15 protein-coding genes and 1 pseudogene are annotated in these 22,163 nt (G+C 58.4%); 9 read left to right on the top strand and 7 right to left on the bottom strand.

The window, feature by feature from the left end:
• Positions 1–166 precede the first annotated feature (166 nt).
• Positions 167–439 (bottom strand): hypothetical protein, encoded by a 273-nt coding sequence (locus JQ624_RS39065; protein ID WP_249130356.1) that lies wholly within the window; start codon positions 437–439, stop codon positions 167–169.
• 158 nt (positions 440–597) lie between these two features.
• Complete coding sequence (ltrA, locus tag JQ624_RS39060) at positions 598–1,407, bottom strand: group II intron reverse transcriptase/maturase (protein WP_312014559.1); 810 nt, start codon at positions 1,405–1,407, stop codon at positions 598–600.
• 682 nt (positions 1,408–2,089) lie between these two features.
• On the opposite strand from ltrA, the pseudogene JQ624_RS36710 reads away from it, so the two are divergent.
• Positions 2,090–2,695: pseudogene (locus JQ624_RS36710) on the top strand (transposase); the annotation flags it as partial.
• 101 nt (positions 2,696–2,796) lie between these two features.
• Here the strand turns inward: JQ624_RS36710 and JQ624_RS36705 are convergent.
• Positions 2,797–3,234 (bottom strand): hypothetical protein, encoded by a 438-nt coding sequence (locus tag JQ624_RS36705; protein WP_212423753.1) that lies wholly within the window; start codon positions 3,232–3,234, stop codon positions 2,797–2,799.
• Positions 3,235–3,770: 536 nt separating this feature from the next.
• Here JQ624_RS36705 and JQ624_RS36700 point away from each other — a divergent pair.
• The 7 genes from JQ624_RS36700 to JQ624_RS36670 all read left to right on the top strand — a co-directional run bounded on the left by JQ624_RS36700 (position 3,771) and on the right by JQ624_RS36670 (position 13,059).
• Positions 3,771–3,968 (top strand): hypothetical protein, encoded by a 198-nt coding sequence (locus JQ624_RS36700; RefSeq protein ID WP_212423752.1) that lies wholly within the window; start codon positions 3,771–3,773, stop codon positions 3,966–3,968.
• A 567-nt stretch (positions 3,969–4,535) separates the two neighbouring features.
• Positions 4,536–4,763 (top strand): hypothetical protein, encoded by a 228-nt coding sequence (locus tag JQ624_RS36695; protein ID WP_212423751.1) that lies wholly within the window; start codon positions 4,536–4,538, stop codon positions 4,761–4,763.
• Between the two features lie 337 nt (positions 4,764–5,100).
• Complete coding sequence (locus JQ624_RS36690) at positions 5,101–5,460, top strand: hypothetical protein (RefSeq protein WP_212423750.1); 360 nt, start codon at positions 5,101–5,103, stop codon at positions 5,458–5,460.
• 908 nt (positions 5,461–6,368) lie between these two features.
• The gene (locus JQ624_RS36685; RefSeq protein ID WP_212423749.1) at positions 6,369–8,087 is read left to right on the top strand and encodes a TolC family outer membrane protein; all 1,719 of its coding nucleotides are present in this window, start codon (positions 6,369–6,371) and stop codon (positions 8,085–8,087) included.
• A 278-nt stretch (positions 8,088–8,365) separates the two neighbouring features.
• Complete coding sequence (locus JQ624_RS36680; protein WP_312014558.1) at positions 8,366–10,537, top strand: type I secretion system permease/ATPase; 2,172 nt, start codon at positions 8,366–8,368, stop codon at positions 10,535–10,537.
• Positions 10,538–10,562: 25 nt separating this feature from the next.
• Positions 10,563–11,810 (top strand): HlyD family type I secretion periplasmic adaptor subunit, encoded by a 1,248-nt coding sequence (locus JQ624_RS36675; protein ID WP_212423748.1) that lies wholly within the window; start codon positions 10,563–10,565, stop codon positions 11,808–11,810.
• A gap of 358 nt (positions 11,811–12,168) precedes the next feature.
• Positions 12,169–13,059, top strand: a complete 891-nt coding sequence (locus tag JQ624_RS36670; RefSeq protein ID WP_212423747.1) for a transglutaminase-like cysteine peptidase — start codon at positions 12,169–12,171, stop codon at positions 13,057–13,059.
• Positions 13,060–13,127: 68 nt separating this feature from the next.
• Here the strand turns inward: JQ624_RS36670 and JQ624_RS36665 are convergent, their stop codons facing one another.
• On the bottom strand, positions 13,128–16,430 hold the full coding sequence (locus JQ624_RS36665; protein ID WP_212423746.1) for a DUF5801 repeats-in-toxin domain-containing protein: 3,303 nt from the start codon (positions 16,428–16,430) through the stop codon (positions 13,128–13,130).
• A gap of 258 nt (positions 16,431–16,688) precedes the next feature.
• Here JQ624_RS36665 and JQ624_RS36660 point away from each other — a divergent pair, with 258 nt between their 5' ends.
• Complete coding sequence (locus JQ624_RS36660; protein WP_312014557.1) at positions 16,689–17,114, top strand: hypothetical protein; 426 nt, start codon at positions 16,689–16,691, stop codon at positions 17,112–17,114.
• An 896-nt stretch (positions 17,115–18,010) separates the two neighbouring features.
• Here the strand turns inward: JQ624_RS36660 and JQ624_RS36655 are convergent.
• The 3 genes from JQ624_RS36655 to JQ624_RS36645 all read right to left on the bottom strand — a co-directional run.
• Positions 18,011–18,529 carry a DUF3617 family protein gene (locus JQ624_RS36655; RefSeq protein ID WP_212423745.1) on the bottom strand — a complete coding sequence of 173 codons (519 nt, stop codon included), beginning with the start codon at positions 18,527–18,529 and terminating at the stop codon, positions 18,011–18,013.
• Positions 18,530–18,805: 276 nt separating this feature from the next.
• Entirely contained in the window at positions 18,806–19,360 is a 555-nt protein-coding gene (locus JQ624_RS36650) for a DUF3617 family protein (protein ID WP_212423744.1), read from the bottom strand.
• 233 nt (positions 19,361–19,593) lie between these two features.
• Positions 19,594–22,163: VCBS domain-containing protein (locus tag JQ624_RS36645; RefSeq protein WP_212423743.1), on the bottom strand; the 2,570-nt coding region annotated here is incomplete at its 5' end.

The raw sequence follows: 22,163 nt of genomic DNA, 5'->3' as shown, positions 1-22,163 counted from the left end.
CAGGCCGACGCTTATGACGGGTACAACGAGCTTTACGAGCCGTCCCGCTTGCCGGGGCCGATCACGTCGGCGCTGTGCCGAGTAGGCGGGGATGTTTCCGTCCCCGCCCCTCACAGACCCGGACGAGCGGATTACCCGCATCCGGTTCTTCACGCGTAAGGTTCGCTCACGACAAGGCATATTGGTGGACGATCTTGGCTGGCGGCAGCGGATGCCGCGCGAGCATGGCCCGGAAGCGCGACCACGGCAGATTGCTGTGGCGGCCACGCCGTGCGAGCCATTTCTTCCATATCCGCGTGAGCTGGTGGTGATACCATCTGATCCGTCGGCCGTTTCCGGAGATGCCGTAGTAGGCGCAGTGCCCCCGGATCACCCGTGACAGATGGGCGTGCTGTTCCCGGAACGGACGATGCAGGTTGAGCCGACACCATTCCGTCACGGAAGCCAGCGCGCGGGCATAACGGTCTTTTGCCCTTATCTGTCGGACGACATTCTTACCCTTCCGCGATTTCCCCCACACATGGGTGAAGCCAAGGAAGTTGAATGTGGTCCCCGCCGTTGCGGGATGACGCCCACCCGGGCGTTTGAACCGGAAGTCTACGAGCGGGTCTTGGTCGGATGGAGTTGAAGCCCATACCGATCGAGCCGCTTGCCCAGCACATTCAGCAATCGCTTGCCGGACAGATGGTCCTCGAAGGCGATCACCGCGTCATCAGCGTATCGGACCAGTTGGCATCGCCCCTTGAGCCGCGGTCGCGCCATCTGCTCGAACCATTCATCCAGCACATAGTGCAGGTAGATGTTTGCAAGCAGTGGCGAGATCACGCCGCCTTGGGGCGTTCCGCCAGTCGTGCGGCGTAGGACGCCCTTTTCGAGCACCCCCGCCTTCAGCCATTTATCAATCATCCTCCGGACGATGCCGTCCGTGACTCGCAGGTCGAGGAATCGGCGCAGGTGCGCGTGGTCGATGGTGTCGAAGTATTTCGAGATATCGACGTCCACCACCCAGCGCAGCCCTTGCTCCATGAACCCATTGCGTAGCGCGTGCAGGGCCTCATGGGCCGACCGTCCCGGCCGGAAGCCGTACGAGCACGGCAAGAAGTCCGTTTCGTAGATCGGCTCCAGCAGCAGGAGAATCGCCCGCTGCGCCACCTTGTCTTCCAATGTCGGGATGCCCAAGGGCCGTTCGGTGCCATCTGCTTTCGGTATGTAGTGCCGTCGCACCGGCGGCGCGATGTATCGGCCGGATTTGATGCGCGCCAGGAGATCATCAAGATTGGCCTCCAGGTTCGCCTCATAATCGGTCGCCATCATGCCGTCGATGCCGGGCGCGCCATCCTTGCGCGTCAGGCGATAGGCTTCGAGCATCCATTCATGGTCGATCAGGTGATGCAGCGAGGTCAGCACCCGCTCGGGATGTTTCCTCGCCAGATCGGCTATCCATTGTCGTTTCGTGGACAGGTTTGCGGGACTCAGCGTTCCCTCCCGTGTTTCTCGTCAATGGGTCTTAACGCGTGGCGATTCCCTTCCCTTCAGCGGGTCCCGGTGAGCCCAGTTCCCCGCCTTCCTCGGTACTACGAAGCCGCTACGACTTCCCGCCGCACATGTCCGTCAGCTTATGTCTTCGCCTCGGGATTCCACATGCCTTGGTGTTTCGTGTTCGCGTGCGCGCTCCCAATGCTCGCCAAGTCGGTCAATGGGCCTGGAGCGTTGTTTAGGCCGGTGCTCCGCGCCGGCTTTCCATGTGGGCACAAACGGGACCTCTCAGGTTTCCTGGTGACCCATCCCGTACCTTTGCCCTGCTCAGAGACCCCGGCCGAACCGGTAAGCCTGGCCATAGCGGCTTTCCCAGTGCTGCCCCCGAACCCAACACGTCGAAGGCTTCAGCACGACCATGATTTCGAGGCTAGCCACAGGGCTTTGGTACCCGCTGTCTACGCTTCACGAGCGATGTTGCCATCGCCCATGCAAGACTCGCTTCCGGCTGGCGGGCTCCGCCTTTGCCGGGAGGGCGTCGAACCCTCTGGGTCACGATGAAAGGTTTCAGATCACATTCTTCCTCCTTTCCAGGACTTATCCTGACGCAAGTTGGGCGCACGCAAGGCGGCAGTTCTTCGAGTTGGCTGATATTGCCGCCAATGCCCGGCGTGGCAAGAAGGCAGCCGCGATCTCGCCTGTCGCGCTGGAGGCCGTCAGGCGCATCGATATGCTGTTCGATATCGAGCGCGGCATCAATGGCCTTGTCGCCGACGAGCGGCTGCTCGTCCGCAAGGAGCAGAGCGCGCCTCTTGTGACGGCCCTGGAAGCCTGGCTGCGGGAGGAGCGTGTCCGCCTGTCGCGCTCGGCCTCCGTTGCCGAGCCAATCGACTACATGCTCAAGCGTTGGGGCCGGTTTGCGCGATTCATCGACGACGGCCGGATCTGCCTCACCAACAACGCGGCCGAACGCGCGCTGCGCGGCTTTGCCCTGGGACGCAAATCCTGGCTGTTCGCCGGTTCCGAACGCGGTGCCGACCGTGCTGCGGCCATGGCCACGTTGATCATGACGGCGAAGTTCAACGACGTCGACCCGCTGGCCTGGCTCGCCGACGTACTCGGCCGCATCGCCGGCATCCCGCAGGGGCGGCTCCATGAGCTGTTGCCTTGGGAATGGAAACGCACGGCGTCAAATCCCGCCGCCGCTCAGGCAGCCTAACTATCACGTCGGGTCAAAACGGCATCGACGGGCTGCGCGATCTTCTGGCGTAGAATTGGAGTGTCGAACCCGAACGAACCGGGATGGCGGCATGATGCGCGTCATCGCAGGCTGGCCGGCTCGACTGCGGTCTCGGCGTCCGCAGTATCGGCGTGGATAGCCTCCCGGATCAGCCGCTCCGTCGTCTGCTCGAAATAGAGCCAGAGGTCCGTGTGCAGGTCAGAAAACTGCCGCCACACCACGGTGTCGAAAAAGCGGCGCGGCGCCCTGACCATGATCGTCGTCGAGCGCTGCCGCGGATATCGGAACGGCCGAATGCCATAACGCCGGCACAAGGCGATGAACAATCGGACCGACCATTGGTCCGGCAAGCTGAACTTCATCTCGACGGCGGGATCGCGGCGGCAGGCCTCCTCGAGCTTGGCCTTCAGCCGCTCTGCTGCGGCTTCGGCGGCACCACGTTCTCCCGCAGTGGTCGCGCCGAAATACAGCGCCTCCACCTTCTTTAGCCGCTCCCGAAGCTGCTCTTCGATCAGCATAACCTCGCTCCTTGATAGAAACGAGGCCATCGCACGAACCGGCCGTCAATCGCGGAAAATACGCCGTCCACACATCATTGCACGGCCGGCCTGGAGTTCGGACCAGAGTCTCGCGCGGCCTTGGGCGGGTGCTTACTTTTTTTGCGCTGCGGCCGTCGATAGGACGTCAACTGCGGGCCGCTATGTAATCCTTCGCCGTGTTGCGGCTGATCCCAAGCTCCCGGGCAATCCGTTTGCTATCCCACCCCAGCTCGTTGAGCCGGAGTATCGCCGATATCTCTTCCGGCTCCCGCATGGCCTCCCTCCGCGGATTCTGGAACCGCAGAGGAGCTGAATTGAGTAACTGAAACTTTCTAACGCCGCGAGGGGGTCAATTCCGCGTGTCATCAGAGGGTCGATCTTCCATGTCGCCCGACAAAGGCTGGAACAAGCTGCCACGGCGCTCTCCGGCGCAACCCGGACGACGCCACGGTCAAAATTCACCGCTTCCCCGGCCAGGATGAAGTGAAGAATATCGCGGAGGAAGACGCAGGCGCGTGAACACGCGCACGTTGCCCGATGAATTTCCGCTAGTTCCGGCCAACCAACAATCCTTGGACGAACTCCTCGCAACGCTATCGAGTAAGCAAGATCAAGAAGCACTTGCGAACCAATTCAATGATGGCAACGAGAAGCGCACCTCTGCGGCCAATGCCATCGGAAGCGCAACACGTGCCGACGCATCAAGAAACTGACGGTTGCACCGCCTGACGAACAATTCGTGCCGGTCGCCTCAATCGGAAAAACAGAGAACCCGTCAACGACATCGCGCCTAAATTCGAGGCTCGCCTGCCGGTGAAGGGCGACGCTGCGGAAGTCACCATGCTCGACGAGCCTTCGTTCTCCGGCCTGCCCACGTCGCAATTATCTGGGAAGCGAGGGTGATCGCGGTGGATAGCCAAACCGAGCCAGAATTGGTAGCGAACTAACGCGCTTGCGCGCCGCCTTCGAGAGCGAGGCGCATCATCGCGACGCGCAGGTGCTGGCATTGACAAAACCGTTGAGGGTCGGTCAAGGAGCCTTTTCCAATCAGACTCGCATGCATCCGCGAAAAACAACGCCACCGCGAGACTGCGTGAGACGCCTCCGGCGTTAACAAGTGAAAATTGCTGTACGGACAATTCGTCCCCAGATTGGCCCAAGGCAAAGCCGGGCGCAGGCGGCGAAAGAAAAGTTTCTCGCGGCCGAGGACATACTCGCGCTTCTTCCGCCGGGAGATTGATTGAATTCGTGGGCTTCTGCGGGATGTCAGAGCCTACCGAATGGTCGCAAAGTCCGAGCTACTGACTGAACTCGGGCTGTTTGAGATGCAAGCTACGATTCCGCGATTCCGCGACTCAGGCGGCGCGGCAAAGAAGCGGTCAAGTGACGTGCGCGGTTCCGCGGCTTCCATCGGAATGCGCCCTGAAACCGTGGGCGCTTTTATGGTGCATTTGATTTTCGGTGGCGCGTCCATATTCAAAGCAGTGGTTGATGTTGGTCTGCCTTGAGCAAACCGAGAAGCACCCCCATCGCTAAAATTATCAATATCGATCCGTAGAAATACGTGTTTCAGCCCAATCGAGCCGGCAGTATTGTGACATTGACAAGGCACGTCGCGATTTCGAATTTTTTGCGTTCAGGAGCGGTAGCCATCCCTGACTTGATCAAAAACCTGATTGTCCACGACGAACCAAAGCCCGCCGGCAATTTGAAGCCTGCGCGCGACTGGAGTTGCCCACATTGCGCCGATGTGAATCAGGACATGCACGCAAGGCAAGGCACGCCCCTCGTCGCCCTCATCGAGAGTGGCACTGAAGAATCCTGGTTAGAAGGAGGCGCCGCTGAATGAGGATAACTCGCACGAGCGAAGGGCGGTTCCTGCTGGAAGCCATCTCAGGCCAGACAATGAGTGTTAACCAGGTAGAGCTGACCCAATTGGTGACGATCGCCAAAAGTTGCGCGAATGACATTCAACGTCTCGCATCTCGTGGCCCAATCGGGCTGTCAACAGTTCAAGCAACCCGTGCTGTGGTGAGCATTGACATTTACCACACGGAGGTAATTCTGCGGTTATTCGATGGTGGCTCCGAGCAGGCATATACATTGACCCACGGCTTGGCGAAGCAGGTGATCGTGGGGCTCACCAACCAGGTCACCCGCATAGAGGAGGAAGCCAACACGAGAAGAAACGTCAAAAAACAATAATCTTTTTAAAATACTTTTCTTCCCGGTTTTTTCACTGCCCCGCTGCCGGGAGCTTCCTCCCACCCCTGGACGATTTTAGCGACGATCAACAAGCTAATTCAAATCATGAAAATGATGGCGAAGAGATCCAACGGACGCGGTTGGCCCCTCTAATACGATCGTCAGTTTAGCGAGCAGGTCTTGTTAGAGTCTGCCGAACCTCCGATGGCAGCCGCTACGCCAATCCGGCGGAAAGAAATAAAACCCGCCGACCAGCTCGCCTCGATGATTGAACGTGATTCTGTCGCAGCATCCAGAATGTCCCAAAAAGGACTTCCGTAGTTACCGTCTATGGAGCAACAAACTGGCGTGCGATGTTGACGATTACGCCTGCGGCGGCCGCGTTCGAGAACCGCAGAGGGCGCGATCTGACGGACGCACTCAAGGAACGATTGCGTCGGCGGTATGATCTGGCGTGGTAAGCGTCGTTTATTGGGAGACAGACCGGCGTGAGGGTTCGCCTCGTTTCCATCGCAGCGTTTGCGATCTTGAGCACCCGGAATTTCAAACGCCCCGGTTGAAGTGGTGGGCCCGGAGGCGGGCCGGGTAAAAAAACAGCGAAGGTCGAAAACGGAGTTTCGGGGATATCAATTATAACACACGGCTGCGAAGCACGGGCGGCAGACCCGTAGTTTCAGGCCCTGTTAACCAAAAGTCCGGATTGGCCCTACGCACTGTGGCCTAAACGCAACGACCAATCCTCAATAACTAATTGAAAATACATAGATTTTCCTGCCTCGCCGTCGACCAACCGAACAGAGAACAAGATTAGAGAGTACGTGTGGCTGAAATGTCATAGGTGAAAGTTGTTCCATTTGTTACGGTTTTTGGTGGAGATTCCGGTAATGAATTTTAGTGGGGCGGGACCTATGAAACCGTTATATTTTGCGATCGCGGGCTTTTTTTTGGCCGCCAACCCGGCGAGCGCGGAGGTATTTTCAATTAATGACGCCCTGCGTCAGGCCATGCAAACGCATCCGGGCGTCGGCGAAGCGTCGGCCAATCGGCGCGCGACGGAAAGCGAACTGCGGCAGACTCAAAGCACATTGCTGCCGCAAGTGCGCATTGATGCCAGCTACGGGCCGGAAAAATTCGACCAGTCTCCCGGTATCGTAAGCCCAACGTTGCAGGTACCGGTTACGGGATCTGGACCGTGGCGGAATGGCAGCCAGGAATCGGTCGTCGTTCGGCAATTGCTTTTTGACGGTTTTGCGTCGATTCACGATGTCTGGCGTCAAACGGCACGGGTTAATGCCGCTGCGTCCCGGGTCAAAGAAAGAACCGAACTACTGGCACTGGACGCGGCTGAAGCGTACGTGGATGTCGTGCGTTACATGCGGCTGGTTGGTCTCGCGCAGCAGAACGTCGCCAACCACGAGAAGATTTTCGCCAACGTAAATTCGCGCTTCTCGGGTGGCCGGGCTGGCGAAGGCGACCTGGAGCAATCGAGAGAGCGCGTTGAAAACGCGCGCGCAGCTCTTGCAGAATTTCAGCGCAGCCTTGAGGACTCGCGGGCGAAGTACCGCAAACTAGTTGGCCTGGAGCCGATCAATCTGCGCTTCCCGGGACCTCTGCGGGGCATGCCGAGCAGCCGTGACGAGGCCTTGGCCGTTACATTGCGTTTCAATTCGACCATTGCGGCGGCTCAATCTGACGCTGATGCGGCCAAACACGCGTTCCGGGTGACGGATGGCGCGTACGTGCCCAAGTTCTATCTTGAGGGACGGGCAACCCACTACGACAACTCCTTCCCGTATGTCACCGCCCCGGGTAGCCGCAGTGCCACCCACGAGGACTACAGCGGCAAAGTGGTGATGTCCTGGGACATCTTCCGCGGCGGCCAGGACGTCTGGAATCGCTCGGAAAAGGCCGAGCGCTACACCGAGGCTACGATGCGCCACGCCCGATTGCAGCGAGACGCAAATGAATCGATCGATAAGGCATGGAATGGCCGGACCATTACGGCTACGCGCATTGCAGCCTTAACACGTCAGCTGGAGGCAGACAGGAAGACCATCGCTGCTTTCCAAAAAGAGTATGAACTGGGCCAACGCTCCCTGATCGACCTGTTGAACGCTCAAAATCAATATTTTAATGCGTCAGTGTCTCTTACCTCGGCCCGAGCATTGATCGTTTTCGCGGATTATCAATTGCTGGCTGCGATGGGAACCTTGATGGAATATTTGAAGGCTCCGCCAGCTGTGGACACCGCCCCGGTCGATCTGCTTTCGTTCGGCCTGCCAGCCTACGGCCTTCCGACCTTGCGAGTTAATCTGCCTCAAACCGGTTCAGAGCCGCTCCGCGTCCCCGTCCCGGCCCCCGTCGCCGGGAGAGCGGCCCGCCCGGTCAGTGCGCTCGCAGCGCTTGAGCCCAGGCCTGAAGAGGGTTTCCAGGATAGATGGCCCAAGCCCTCGGTCGCCTCGAACGTCCCAGGGGCTTCTGAGTGGTTGGCGCAGCAAAAAGGGGACACTGCCGAGCCGAAGGTCATCTACGGTAGCTCGGCGACCACAGAGGCTAATTCTTACGCCGCCACTGCGCCGCGGCAGCCGCACTGGCTGCTGTCAGCCTTCCCTAACACCCAAAAATAAGCCCCATTCGCGACCGTCGGTTTGTCGAAAGGGGCCCCTTAACGGGCCCCTTTCCATTTTTTAATTAACTCTCCAACGAAACAGCCCAATTAGCTGCATGATCTTGTTCGCTATTTGTTGTATTCTGGGCCCGTGGCTTAGTTCCATTTTGATTTTTTAGAACTTCCTTTAGCGATCAGGGAAATATCAATTTGTTATCCCGAAATCCCAGACCGGTCTCCGCATCCGGTCGATCACCCCAGAATGAGCCCGACACGCAGGCAACCGCTCCCAAGCGAGTGAGTGCGCTTGGTGATGACCCCCTCACCGCCTCGCTGACCTATCTGGCAGCCTATCATGGGCGTGCGGTGAGCCGCGAGGCGATCCTGGGCGGCCTCCCAATCCTCGACGGAAGGCTGTCGGTTGCACTTTACGACCGGGCAGCCAAGCGAGCGGGCCTGGAAACAGAGGCCGTTAAGCGGGACATTCTCGACATCCCTGCGCTGGTCCTGCCTGCCGTCCTGATCATGAAAAATGGGACCGCGCTGATCCTCCAAGGGATCGATGAAGCAAACCATAGCGCCAAGGTGCTCGACCCACTGGCCGCACCAGATTCTCCTAAGATTCTGCAAATCAGCGCGATTACGCAGCAATATACCGGGTATGCGTTTCTCGTCAGAGCCGCAGCCGAAGCGGATGCACGTGCCGTCGCTGCTGGCGATCTTCCCCGAACCCATTGGTTTTGGTCAGTCGTCAAGGTGCACTGGCGCAGCTATGGACACATCGCCCTCGCCGCCTTGCTGACCAATCTGCTGGCCTTGGCAACCCCCCTGTTCACGATGAGCGTCTACGACCGCGTCGTGCCAAATGGCGCCATCCCGTCGCTGATTGCCTTGTCGATCGGAATGGGCCTTGCCATCGCGTTCGACTTTTTGTTCCGCATGGTGCGAAGCCGCATGATCGACGTCACCGGAAAAACGGTTGACGTTGTTCTCGCGGCCAATATTTTCGAACATGTGATGGCAGTGAAGATGGCGCAGCGGCCGAGCTCGGTCGGCATCATTGCCAATCAACTCCGCGACTTCGATTCGGCCCGCGAGTTCTTCACTTCCGGTAGTGTGGTTTCGGCGACCGATTTGCTCTTTGCGGTCCTCTTCATCGGAGTTCTCTTCGTTATCGCGGGTCCGCTCGCGTGGATTCCGCTCGTCATGCTACCAGTCATGATCGTGACCGGCTTTATCCTTCAGCGTCCGCTTGATCGCGCGATGAAGCGTCTTCAGGCCGAGTCCGCGGCGCGTCACGGTGTTCTCGTGGAATCCCTGTCCGGGCTGGAGACCGTTCGCGCGACCGGCGCCGAAGCCCGTATGCAGACCGCATGGGAGCGTTCGGTCGCGGCTACCGCGCGATCCGGTGAGGATGTGCATTTCTGGTCCTCGCTATCATTGACGAGCGCCAATATGGCCCAACAGATCACCAGCCTCTCTTTGCTGGTAGTCGGCGTCTTTCTCATCCTTGACGGCAAGCTCACGGTCGGCGCGCTGGTGGCGGCCAATATGCTGGCGGGCCGCATCCTGGCGCCTATTGCAGGTATAGCCTCGGTGATCACCCGGGGTACCCAGACCTTGGCGTCACTCAAATCGATCGACCGCATCATGTCGCTGGAGCGTGAGCGATCGCCGCACCGGGCTTACGTTTCAAGGAAAATCGATGAGGGCCGGATTGCTTTCGAGAAAGTAACCTTTGCCTATCCGGGTGCGCCGGGCAACGCCCTGGAAAACGTCTCGTTCAAGATCGAAGGCGGCGAAAAGGTAGGCATCATCGGTCGGGTCGGATCGGGCAAGACCACCGTCGGGCGTCTGCTTCTCGGCTTTTACGAAGCCAAGGAAGGTCGCATTCTCGTCGATGGAGTTGACTCCCGGCAGTATGATCCTTCGGATCTGCGTACCGGCATCGGTTTCGCAATGCAGGATACCGACCTCTTCTTCGGAAAGCTGCGCGATAATATCGCCCTCGGCAAACCCGAGGCGACGGATGAAGAGATCCTAGAGGCGGCAAGGCTGTCCGGCGTGGAAGGCTTCATCGCCGGTCACCCGATGGGGTACGACATGCCGATTTCCGAGGGCGGTCGCAGCCTGTCAGGCGGCCAGAAGCAGGCGATAGGATTGGCCCGTGTGCTCATCAGGAAGCCCCGGGTGTTGTTCCTTGATGAACCGACAGCCCATTTCGATGTCCGGAGCGAGGCCGAGTTTCTGGAGCGGCTGAAGGCTATTCGCAGCGAGCGGATGACGATCATCATTTCGACACACCGCCTCTCGCTCCTCAATATGGTCGACCGGCTGCTGTTGTTTGATAATGGCCGTTTGGTCGCCGACGGCCCTCGCGACAAGGTGTTGGCGATCCTGCAGGGAAAACCCGTGGCCCCGGCCCCTGCTCCCACGCAGGAGAATACGGTCCAACCCAAGTCTGCATAAACGGCAACCATACCGCGGAACCTCAATGGCCTCTTCTGATTTTGCCTTTGCCAACGACATCCGGGCAGCAGCGGCGCTGCGCACACCGCGCACCTCGCGTATGCTGCTGTTCTCGTTCCTCGCCCTTTTTGTTGCGTTTCTCACATGGGCACACTTTGCAGTCCTGGACGAGGTCAAGCGAGGCAACGGCCGGGTCGTGCCGTCGCAACAAACCCAGGTCGTGCAGAGCCTCGAAGGCGGTATCGTCGGCGCAATTCTCATTCAGGAAGGCGCTATTGTTCAGCGCGGCCAGTCCCTGATGCGAATCGAGGACACCAAATTTGCCTCGGAATTCGGCGAAATCCGTGAACGACGCGCGGCGATGGCCGCGCGGGTAGCTCGACTCGAAGCCGAAGCGCGGGGACGCAGCGAGGTCATGTTTCCCGATCAACTCGATCAGATGGTGCCGGCTGCAGTCGCAACGGAAACCAGCGTATTTAAGATGCGGTCGCAAAAAGTGGCCCAGGATATTGACGTGCTGAACCAGCAGGTCACGCGGCTTACCGGATCACTCAAATTGTTGGATCGCGAGCTTTCGATAACTCGCAAGCTCTACGAGCAAAAGGTCGTGCCTGAAATCGAAATGTTGCGGCTAGATCGGCAGGCGACCGAAATGAGAGGGCAGCTCGCCGAGGCTCAGTCAAAAATCGCCAACATCACCGCATCCTTCCGCTCCCAGGCCGACGAAGATTTGGCCAAATCGCGTGGTGACCTCGCCGTTCTCGATGAAAACATCAAGTCCGCGCAGGATCGGGTACGACGGACTGATCTGAAATCGCCGGTACACGGCATCGTTAACAAATTGAACGTCACTACTATCGGCGCGGTGGTGCAGCCCGGTGCCAATTTGATGGATATCATCCCGCTCGACGACTCGCTGCTGGTCGAGGGGCGGATTCGTCCGCAAGACATCGCCTTCATTCGTCCCAATCAGGACGCCGTCGTGAAGATCTCGGCCTATGACTCATCGGTCTATGGGTCGTTGAAGGGCAAGGTCGAGCGCATCAGCGCCGACACCATCGTTGACGATAAGGAAAAGACGGAGCGCCCGGAAACCTTCTATCGCGTCATGGTGCGGACCGAGAAAAACCATCTCGGCACCGAAGCAAAACCATTGCCGATCATCCCCGGAATGATTGCAACGGTGGAAGTGCTGACCGGCGAGAAGTCGGTCCTCGATTACCTGGTAAAACCTGCGCGTACCCTGCGCGATGACGCCCTTCGCGAGCATTGAGCAACAAGGTTTGCTTAACGTTTTAGTTAATCCGGTCGTTCAATCTTGAGCTACCCTGCAAACCACCAGTAGACCCTCTCTTTCAACATTGCTCTCCTTCCAAGCCCCACTTAACCCCGCTTAAGCGGTAGCGACCGCAATCTACGTCCCGATAACAGCTTTGGGACGCGGATCAACGCACAAGACGTTGACTGACGTTCCTGACAATGGGGACGTCGTGATGACACCGCGTGGGAAGACGCCGAAACTCGGCGCCACGGTATTTGCCGCAGCAATTGCATTTTCAATCGGACTCTGCGCCGGGGCGCCTGGCGCGTATGCCGACGAGACGGTTGCCACAGAACCCAATGACGATTTCATGCCGGGCTCCGACCGCACCTCAACCCGCCCTCCCGCAACGTTCTTCACCATCAACGCGGTTCTCGCGAAGCTCGATCGTCAGCGCGGACGTGGCCCCGGAGCCTTGCGGCTCGCATCGCTGGCGCCGGCCGACGTCGCGACCGACGCTACGCCAGCGCCGAAAGAGACGCCCGCAACCGGCACAGAGCCATTTGGCCTCTTTTCCTTCCGTGCGCCCGAGGGGTCATTGTGGCGCAAATGGCGCGGCATTGAATCCGACATCACCAAAGAACAAGCTGTGCTGGATCGTTGCCGGGAAAATGCGGAGGGATGCCCATCCTATGCCGCACAGTACCTGCGGTTGATCAAAGCGGTCACGGCAAAATCCGGCCGCGATCGACTGGACGAGGCCAATCGCGCGGTCAACATGGCCATCCGCTATGCGAGCGACTATGCCCAGCATGGGGAAGCCGACCGCTGGAGCGCGCCGCTCGCCTCCTTTGCAACGGGGAAAGGCGACTGCGAGGACTATGCGATCGCCAAATATGGCGCCCTCACCGAAGCCGGCTTCCCGCGCGACGATCTGCGGCTTGTCCTGGTTCGCGATCGCGCCGTCCGGCAGGATCATGCCGTTCTGGCCGCACGCCTGGACGGCCATTGGCTTATTCTCGATAGCCGGCGCTCGGATTTGATGATCGACTCGGACGTGACTAGTTTCACGCCGTTATACGCGATCAATCACCGCGGCGTTCAGCTGTTCGCGGCGCCTTACGCCAAGCGTGATTTGCTCGGTAGTGATATCGAGCCAGCTCCTGCCGCCGCAGGTGACGCTGAGCACGGAGAATGGATCGGCCAGGACCGTTCCAACGATAGCGCCATTCATATGAGCGCCCTGCCGTTGTTGATGTGACCTTTTCGTCAGCGAAAATGAAAACCCGCCGGAACGATTCCGACGGGTTTCCCCCTTAGAACCATTCGTCAGAAGGTGTGCACAGAGGCCGCAGTCGGAACTCCGGTACTGACGTGAGCGAGATCAACCTTGTCCGAGCCAGTTCCGTTCGCAGAATACCAAAGTTCTTGAGTCGTATTGTTGAAGAAGAAGCTGTTGGTGACCCCATTCCAGGCTCCGGCAGATGCTTCATTCGGCACACCTCCGCTGGAAGCAACAAATTGCCCCGCCGAGATCGTAGTCGCCGAACCAAGGTTCAGATTTTGACCGGCGACGTCAATGAAGATGCCATCAAGAGAAGACAAATCCGCTATTGTATCGTGACCATTGAGCGCAGCCGTCGATGCAAGCACGAACTTATCGCTGCCGGCACCACCGATCAGAATATCGTCGCCCCCATTGCCCTGAAGCGTGTCATTACCCAGCCCGCCTGACAGGATATTTGCTGCAGCGTTTCCATTCAACACATCGTCGAAACTCGATCCACGGATATTTGCCTGAGGATTGTTCGCATCCCCGACCGTCGCAGTCACCGGATTAGCTGAGTTCGAATAATCGTTGAAGAGTGTACCAGGGGACACCAAGGTGACCCCGAGGTCGCTAATCGTGGTGTCGCCATCGCCGTCCGTCAGAGCAAGGTCAAACGACATGCCGACAGATGGAATGGTCGTTGCGGTCGTCACATAGGAGAATGTTCCGATGTCGAAAGCTTCTCCGTTAAGGGTCGGGTCATTGAATGTAGGCGTCTGAAGCGCATTCTCAATTTCGATCCGATTGTAGCCGGTGCCGGAAGCATGCACCAAGACCGTATCATGAAGATCAAGGCCGGTGATCAAATAACCGCCGTTCCCATCGGTCTGAAGTGCGGCGAACTGGGCCGCGGTCAGTGCTACACCATTGATTGAGATTCCCGTGATGGTGTTGAGTTGCGGATCGTCGGCCAGATTCCCTGAGTCGAGCGCCGTGGTATTACCGGCTGGATCATTATCCGCATTATAAATACGTACCCAGACTTCGATGGAGTCAGCAGGAGGACTTCCGTTCACTTGAACGATGCCGAATTGGAAATCGTTAATGTTGTAGTGCGTCGTATAATTGTACTCGTTGTTGTTCCCGGCCGTGATTGTCGCAGTGTTCACGAAATCAATTCGAAGGTTGTCGCCGTCATTCATCGAGTTGTTGGCGACACCGATTCCGGTCGTACTCGCCGATACAGAGCTGCCCCCTGCCGCGTTTGACGAGCCATTCGCTTGCTGCACGTAACCCGAAAACAACAGATCTTGCGTGGTACCGGCCACATCCAACGCTTTGAACTGCTGTGTATTCTGACCAAGAGACGAGAAATCATTCACGGTTCTTGTTTCGGTTGCACCAATCTGGGCGAAGATCTCTATTTTGTACTGATCATTGCTTGTGGCGAGACTGCCGTCCGGCAACAGCGTAACGGCGAACACCTCTGTTCCTTGCCCAGGAGCGTTTCCGGTCCAACCCTGCAGCTGATCCGGAGTTGCCGGGTTAGAATCCTGGTCGACCAAGAACAAGTGAATGTTCTGCCCACCGGAGGTGAGCGTGGCGGTGTTTCCGTTGACGACCCCGACGGCTAGTTCACCGTTGGTAATATTTGCAAACGAGATTGTAGCCGTCTGATCGACCACGTTATTATCAATGTTGTGATCGGCGTCGAGAAACGCCGTTAGAGTCGCACCAACAGCGTTGTTCAAAATCGCATAATCCGGCGAAATCGCTGTCGGATCGGTGTCGTCGAATGTCAGCGCCAGCGGCGTCGCCGTGGGCGCGGACTTTACGATCGAGTCGTTGTCGCCGTCGGTCGCCGTCACTGTCGCAACCACGTTGATCAGCGTGCTGATGTCCAGCGTGTTGTCCTCGCCCACGCCCTGCGGCGCGTTCGAGTGCTCCAGCGCTACCAGCGACGTCAGCGTCACCTGGTCGCCGACAACCGTGATCGTGAATGCGGTCGCGTCCAGCGTACCGTTGGCGTCGCTGTCGTATTTGCCGGAAATCTGCGTCGTCGAATCAACCACCAACGTGATCGGGTGGTTGCCTGCCGTCGTCAGCAGGTTGGTTACCGTGCCGCCGGCAAGCGCCAGCGTGTAGTCAATCGACGTCGTGAACCCGTCCACCGCGCTCGCCGTGAACGTTGGCGGCGTGATCGTGACAACACTGTGCCCGAGAACCCCACTCGCTTCCACCACCTCCAGCGCGCCTAGCGTTGGGGTCGCCGTCAACGTCAATATAGGACCGTCATCCAGGAACGTCAGATGCGAACCGACATCGACGCTCGCACTCGCAGTGTTGTTATTGACGTCCGTCACGGTCGCCGTGAGTGACACCAGCCCGGTGAGAAGAGTGATGCCCTCGTTGGGATTGCCGGGCGTATTCTCATGAACGGCACGCAGATCGGTCAGCGTCAGTTGGCCCGTTCCATCGACCGTCAAAGTGAAGACCGAGATCTGGGCACCGTTGATGGTGACCACACCGTCGACCTCGCCGCTGCCATTCTGCACCAGGGTGACGACCTGGCCGGTCGCCGTATCGATCAGGTTGGTGGTTGCGTTGTTGATGTTCAGGGCGAAGGTCAGGGATTGCTGACCCGCTGGGGCATCGACCGTGAACGGCACCAGACCGGTTGCAACCGTCACTCCCAGCGGTGCCTGGCCCGAACCGGCAACGCCGTTGGTAGCGGCCGTCAGGAAACTCTCGTCAACGATCAGGTCTGGCGCGACACCCGCTGTAATTGTCGGACCTGGTGCAGCCGGCGTGCTCGGTATCTCGACGGTACCCGTCTGCGGCGGGGTGGCAAATGTGCCCAGGTCTTCCTGGGGGGCCAACTCATTGGTTCCAATGGGGGGCAGCGGATCGATCGAGAACGGGCTGAAGCTCGCGCCCGTCGCCTGGGCGTTGGCGTTTGAATTGCCGCTGTTATCAGCCGCAGGCAATACCGACGTATCCGTCGTAATCGGGAAAAGGCTGGCGAACTCGGTGACGGAGATGTCCCGACCGGGCGCCATCTCAACCGTAATATTGTCCCGCGCTTCGTTACCTAGCCCGTCGGCGCGCGATTTGAAGAACGGCTCGACCGTCACCGTGGACTGGTTGTCGAACAGGATGATCAGCTTTTCGCCGACGTGAACCAGCGTGATCTTCTCGTTCGATATTCCCGAGAAGTCGACTTTGACCTTTTGGTCATAACCGAGGTTGACGACGACGGCCTGGTCGGTCAGCGGCTTCGACAGTTTGTAAATTCGAGGAGTAGTGGTGTTATTTGAAGTGCCGGCGCCAGTAGCCTGCGCAACCTGAAATTGACCGTCCATAATTTAACTCCGCCGACCCTGAGGTCCGTTGAATAGATTTGCAGAAAATTTACCGATAAATTTCTCCTTAAGTTATTGTTAACCCCAACCGCGGTCAAGAAATGTCTTTGGTTAATCAATACTTTCGATGCAGATGTGGTAAAGATGGGACAGACTGACCTGTCAGAACAAAAGGTTAGCCGATGTTAATCTTTCGACGGGTTGCTGCCCTGCCCACTTCTGTTCAGTTTTCGTCAATTTTCAATTTGGAGAGGTCGAGTGCGGGTCATCTATCAGGCTATCGCGATCGCGCTGCTCATGGGTTCGGTTGGTACGGCAGCCGCGCAAGCACCGACGGAGACGACCGTGGAGCGTTCGGTTAAGGCGTTACCCGCCAAGGATACCCAAATAGGTATTTTCCTGAACGTCTTGCCGGACTGCACGTCCGGGCCCCTGCCGACCATTCGATTGGTCAGCCCGCCTGCCGCTGGAAAGGTGGTCGTAAAGAGCGCAAAGGCCAAAGCCACCAACTACAAGGCCTGCCTGGCGCTGGAAGTGCCGGCTTATGTCGCGTTTTACAAGTCGCCGCCCGAGTTTCTCGGCGATGACACCCTCACCATCGAGGTCAAATATGCGGGCGGCCGTACCGAAATTCAGAAGATAACGGTCAAGGTGAGCGGCCCCGGGGCTCAGCAGAGAATATGAAGAGCGCCAAGCGTTCGCCCAGCCCGCTTCCAGCTCCGCTTAGAACGATTGAAATTTCAGAGAATCATCGGCTCTGTTTTGAGAACGTAGGCTTTTCACCGCCGTGATTCGGAGAGTCGAAAGCGAGCTCGCCAAGAGATAAGCGGGGCCACCGAACCTAGCCTTCAACCCGGGCAAAAACCCCGCGGTCGCCCCCCCGATTCGGCGAAGCGGGACCTGCCGCGGCAGCTCAGAGATCTCCCTTGCCAGCGCCGAGGGCTCATCACCTGGGTGGCGACCTCACCTAGACTTGGCACTATGCTTTGCTCGCCCGACCTCTGCACTTCGACGGTCGACCGTCGAGGCCCCCAAAAACGGCCCGCTGGCAGGGAATTCCGGTACGAACGTAGGAGATCCCCGCCGCTCCGGAGGGAAAGGGCCCAGCGGCCTCGCAAATGAGGCCGGCGGTAGGCCAGGCCTGGCCGACGTCCCTTTCCTCTAGTATCGGCAAGCCTGCTTGGATCAGTTGCCAGCCAAACTGGTGGGGTTCCGGTCTGAGGTAGATCTAGGCGCGGAACGCTCCAGCTCGGCCTGGCAAACGCCCGATTGCCTGCGCTGTTGATCGCGCTTTGAGGGTCCGCCCGATTACCGCGCGTTCGATCAGGCGGTGGCCGCCCGAATACGACGCAGAGACTTCGGTGAAGCGCGAATCGGTGTTTCGGCAGGCCGGTCCGAGTGTCATCTTCGCGCGGCTGGGCCGTTATGAGTTATAGGGGCACCCTGCCGTCAGGTCAGGCAGGCGGTTTTCACGTTGCAAACGTTGCAATGACGCGCAACTCGTGGCCGCTCTCAACAAAAAACTGGATCGCCGGCTTTTCGGACCCGCGGCGAGGAATCGGGACGCCCCGCCTTCGTCTTCACTGTTCGCTGGGCAGATCAGCGGGCTTGCCGAGCGCGGCGTGCTCTTCCTGGCAATCACCAATCCGTCGCGCGACCACCTGATCTTTCCGCGGAAGTCCGATCCTGATTTCGTTGATCTCGGTGTAGGCTTCGTCGCTTTGAACCGTGATCACGGTGCTGACGGGGCCCATATAGTCGCATCGGTTGGAGAAGATGTACCTGTTGTTGACCTTTTCCGGCTTGGAGGAATGACAGCTTCCGACCGGGGCCGAAGCGAATGTAGCCTTCATTGCATGGGTTGGATCGACGCAGCGCGTCATCTCGCGCTCAAGCAATTTTTGACTGCCGCTGGACTGCGTAACGATTTCGAGCGTCCGCACAAACTTCCACAACCCCTTCCGGAAAGTCGGGCCGCCAAACCCCTCCTCCGCCAAGCCATGGGACGACAGCAAGGGCGCCGAAACAATCACAGCAAGCGCCACAGAGAGGCATCGGGCGAAGGACCTTGTTTTCGCCAGCTTGCTACCCACGCTCATTGTCCACTTCCCCATCTGACTGCGTCCGGCCGGTCCCATGACCGATCATTGTTTTCTGAACTCGGTACGCGGTCATTCCAGGCGAGCTGCACTAAGGGCGCGTTAACAAATCAGCCCCATCCCGCTTGCCGTGCCGGCCTAGTAAACAAGAACGTAACCAACTCTGATGGATGCGAAACGCCGAGCGCTTCAATCCGACAGTGGCTGGAAGGGTAAGCTTGAGCGCTCGCCAGGTTGCGCGATCGGCTTTTGCGATCCACGCACCAAGGATTTGTTCTAGTGCTGCAAGGAAGAAACAGCAGACCTCGCCAAGCCCTCGGCTTTCTCGTCACCGCAATCACCAATTCGCTTTGCAGTGACAAGATCGGTCTTCGGATTATCGCCGGTGCTGACTTCGTTCACCTCGGTGTAACTCTCGTCACTGTGTACCGTGATGACCGTGCTCACAGCCCCCATGTAATCGCACCTGCGACCGAATGTGTACTTGTTGCCGACTTTTTCCGGCTTGTCCGAAACGCAGCTGCCGACGGAAGACGAGAAGGTCGCCTTCATGGCGTGCGTCGGGTCGACACAGCGCGTCATTTCCCGATCGACAAGCCGGTATTTGATGTTCTTGTTGGCGCTTCTGACAACGTCCAGCGTTCGGATAAAACGCCAAAGTCCCTTGCGAAAGCTAGGGGCTTGCGTTTCCCCGATTTCAGCTTGTTGAGCTTGTGGGACTTGAATATTCGCAACACTATCCGGGCTAGTCTGGGTTCGACGATCTTGGGCTTGAGCGGGGAATGCGAGGAACGGCACCGCAACAATCAAAGCAAATATGCGGAAGTTCATTCCTGCCCCCGTAGCTTTCTGACCTAAAAACGTCTCGGATCGATAGAATCAACTCGACGACCAGTTGCAGGTTAATTATGCCGAATAAAGGTAAGCCCTCGTTAGAAGGCTGACCTCTTTCGTATCTTTTCGGGACAGTGAGGCAAACAAGCAACACTTGCGCTCAATGACGCGCGAGCCCCGTTTTTACGGAACGGAAATGCTCGATGATTTTTCGCCGAAGTCGCACCACCTCACGCAACCAGGTCGTGCGCCAGGTAGGTAATCGACGTTCCCTTTAATTGGTCCGGAGCAAGGCGGAAATTGTCGGCCGAGTAATCTCCAACCAGCGAGAGCAATGCAACGTGCACCCCATCCGAGATCGTCAGCGTCCCGCCTGTGCCTGCGCTATTTTCCTCATAACTGATCGAGGCGGTGCCGGAATCAATGTTAGCAAGATCGATCACGTCCGCGCCATCGAATCCTGTGATCGTACCATTGAAGTGGAAGGCGTCTCCGAGTTTTAGCGTGCCGCCTGTACCCGATCCGAACACAACGCTGGCGGATGAAGCAGTCTCAAAATCCAGAGTGCCGGCACCGTCGATGGTCGCGGAGCCCGTGCCGGTGACCGCGCCTTGAACCGTCAGATTGGCGCCGTTAGCCCACAGGAATCCCGAGTTCTCGACAGCGCCGAGAACCATCAGGCCGCCACCCCCAGACGCTTCAAGAGTGCCTGAGTTCACCACGATATTTGAGCCGGTATCGATGACGAGTGCGTTTGTCCCGGTCGCGTTGATTGTGCCAGCGTTCACCAAGTTCAGTTCGCCGTTACCCAGCAAGCCTGCACCTGCGATCGTATTATCTGCATTATCCAATATAACGTTCGAACTCGTGCCCGAGATAACATTGAGGGCACTGTCCGACAACAAGACCGTGCCGCCGCCGTCAAGCGTCACACCATATTGGATCAGCTCCAGATCGGTCTCGTCACCGGTGGAGTTGAGCGCAATCGTGCCAGTGTTGTGGATTGTACCGCTGACAGGCATGAACGCGCCGTTGGCGATCGCTAACGTACCCGCATTATTCAATATTGGGGTTTGGTCGAAGACAAAATTGGTATCATGCAATGCCAGGGCATGAACGCCCTCAAGCAGAATTGTTTGTCCATCGGACAGCGCGATCATCGCGTTGCCGTTTATGTCTTCAGAGAGGTGAGCTTGAACATCGCCGAACGTTGCGAAGCCGGCATAACCGATCAGATCGATCTGATCATGGGCTACGTCGAAACTGTAGACGACATCGTGACCAATGGGTTGCGCGAATACGATCAGGTCGTTTCCGCTCGATGCGGTCAGGAAGTCGTCGCCGGACCAGGCGAAAATCGGCGAGCCAGGCGAATAGGCTTCGACGTTGTCTCCCAAAGTCAGCGTCTTGATCGAACCGTCTGCCAGGACGACGGCCGCAGTGACGTTGAGCAGATTGGCCCCCGAGTAGGAGACCGGAGTTGTTACGCTGAGCGATGCGAGGTTTGTCGTCTGCACCGTCCAGGAACCATCAAGATTATGGATCCCGCCATTGACGGTCCAATCGGATGGAATGTCACTAATTGTCACGGTTGCGGTATAATCCAGACCCAGGGATGGATCGGCGAGGCCGAGGTTAATCGGCTCGCCTGCTATGCCGGCTGGTGCGCGTGGTCCGGTATTTTTCGTGTCAACGATATATGTGCCGGCGCTAAAAGCACTCGAGCCCCCCAGGATGGAGGGCATTGTAATTATGCTGCCGTGCGTGGACCCATCGCTTCCGTCCCACGCTCTGAAGGTCAAGAACTCAATCGGAAGGTGGGCATCACCATTAAAACGAAGCTTATCAACGGCTGACAGAAGCAGGGCCTCGCCACTCGATAGCGTGATTGTCGTCCAGGTAGAGGTGCCAGCAAGCTGATATTGCCATACACCGTTGGCATTATCGACTGAGGTGATTGCGATCCCAAATTGAGGGCCGTCGGGATCGCTGACCGTGAAGTCCGAGTCACCGAAGAAATACCCGCCGCTGAAAACAAGTTGACCACCATCCGCCGACAAATTTGCGATCTTGCTGTGTACGCCGTCTTGAACGATTGGCGCGTCGTTGCTGCCGTGGATGGTAAAACTGATGTCCTTGGTGGTGCCATCGGCGGCCGTCACCGTGAAGGTGTCAATATGCGTGCTGGCGACGGTCTCTGCCGCGCCGTTGAGAACCGAATAGGTGTAGCTGCCGTCCGCCGCGAGCACCAGGCTGCCAAGAGTGCCAGCGGCGCTGGTGACCGTGGTCTGGAAGTGGTCCTCGCCGGTGTCGAGGTCACTGATCGAGATCTTGCCGGTCGCGGTAAGATAGCCGGCTGACACGTCCACGTCCTCGGTGACGTCGTGAAGTGTCGGCGTGCCGATCATCGGAGCGTCGTTGGTGCCGTAGATGGTGACGGTGACGATCCGGCTGGCAGAACCATCGAAAGAGACCGCGGTGAAGCTGTCGGTGATCGATTGGCCGGCGCCGAGCTGCTGGATGGCGGTCAGGCTATTGTCGGCAGTGTAGGTCCAGTTGCCCAAGGCATCGAGCGTGAAGGTGCCGTAGCCGTGGTTGCCGGTGGTCGCGGTCTGGACGACGAAACTGCCCTGGCCCTGGTCGGCATCGGAAATGGAGAGCGCGCCGCTGGTGGACAGGTGACCGGCAACGACGCCGACCTCTTCGGTGACCGCGCCGGTCGAAACCCCGCCGATCACCGCAGCGTCGTTGGTGCCGTAGATGGTGACGGTGACGATCCGGCTGGCAGAACCATCGAAAG

This window comes from Bradyrhizobium sp. AUGA SZCCT0283 (assembly GCF_018130385.1).
Taxonomy (GTDB): domain Bacteria; phylum Pseudomonadota; class Alphaproteobacteria; order Rhizobiales; family Xanthobacteraceae; genus Bradyrhizobium.
The sequence above is the reverse complement of the archived record's forward strand: the minus strand, read 5'-3'. Positions and strand labels throughout refer to the sequence as shown.

Bases quoted from the DNA above. Each gene is read 5' to 3' on its own strand.
- JQ624_RS36705 (WP_212423753.1), bottom strand. From the start codon at position 3,234: ATGCTGATCGAAGAGCAGCTTCGGGAGCGGCTAAAGAAGGTGGAGGCG.
- JQ624_RS36695 (WP_212423751.1), top strand. From the start codon at position 4,536: ATGGTCGCAAAGTCCGAGCTACTGACTGAACTCGGGCTGTTTGAGATG.
- JQ624_RS36690 (WP_212423750.1), top strand. From the start codon at position 5,101: ATGAGGATAACTCGCACGAGCGAAGGGCGGTTCCTGCTGGAAGCCATC.
- JQ624_RS36685 (WP_212423749.1), top strand. From the start codon at position 6,369: ATGAAACCGTTATATTTTGCGATCGCGGGCTTTTTTTTGGCCGCCAAC.
- JQ624_RS36675 (WP_212423748.1), top strand. From the start codon at position 10,563: ATGGCCTCTTCTGATTTTGCCTTTGCCAACGACATCCGGGCAGCAGCG.
- JQ624_RS36670 (WP_212423747.1), top strand. From the start codon at position 12,169: ATGCCGGGCTCCGACCGCACCTCAACCCGCCCTCCCGCAACGTTCTTC.
- JQ624_RS36665 (WP_212423746.1), bottom strand. From the start codon at position 16,430: ATGGACGGTCAATTTCAGGTTGCGCAGGCTACTGGCGCCGGCACTTCA.
- JQ624_RS36655 (WP_212423745.1), bottom strand. From the start codon at position 18,529: ATGAGCGTGGGTAGCAAGCTGGCGAAAACAAGGTCCTTCGCCCGATGC.
- JQ624_RS36650 (WP_212423744.1), bottom strand. From the start codon at position 19,360: ATGAACTTCCGCATATTTGCTTTGATTGTTGCGGTGCCGTTCCTCGCA.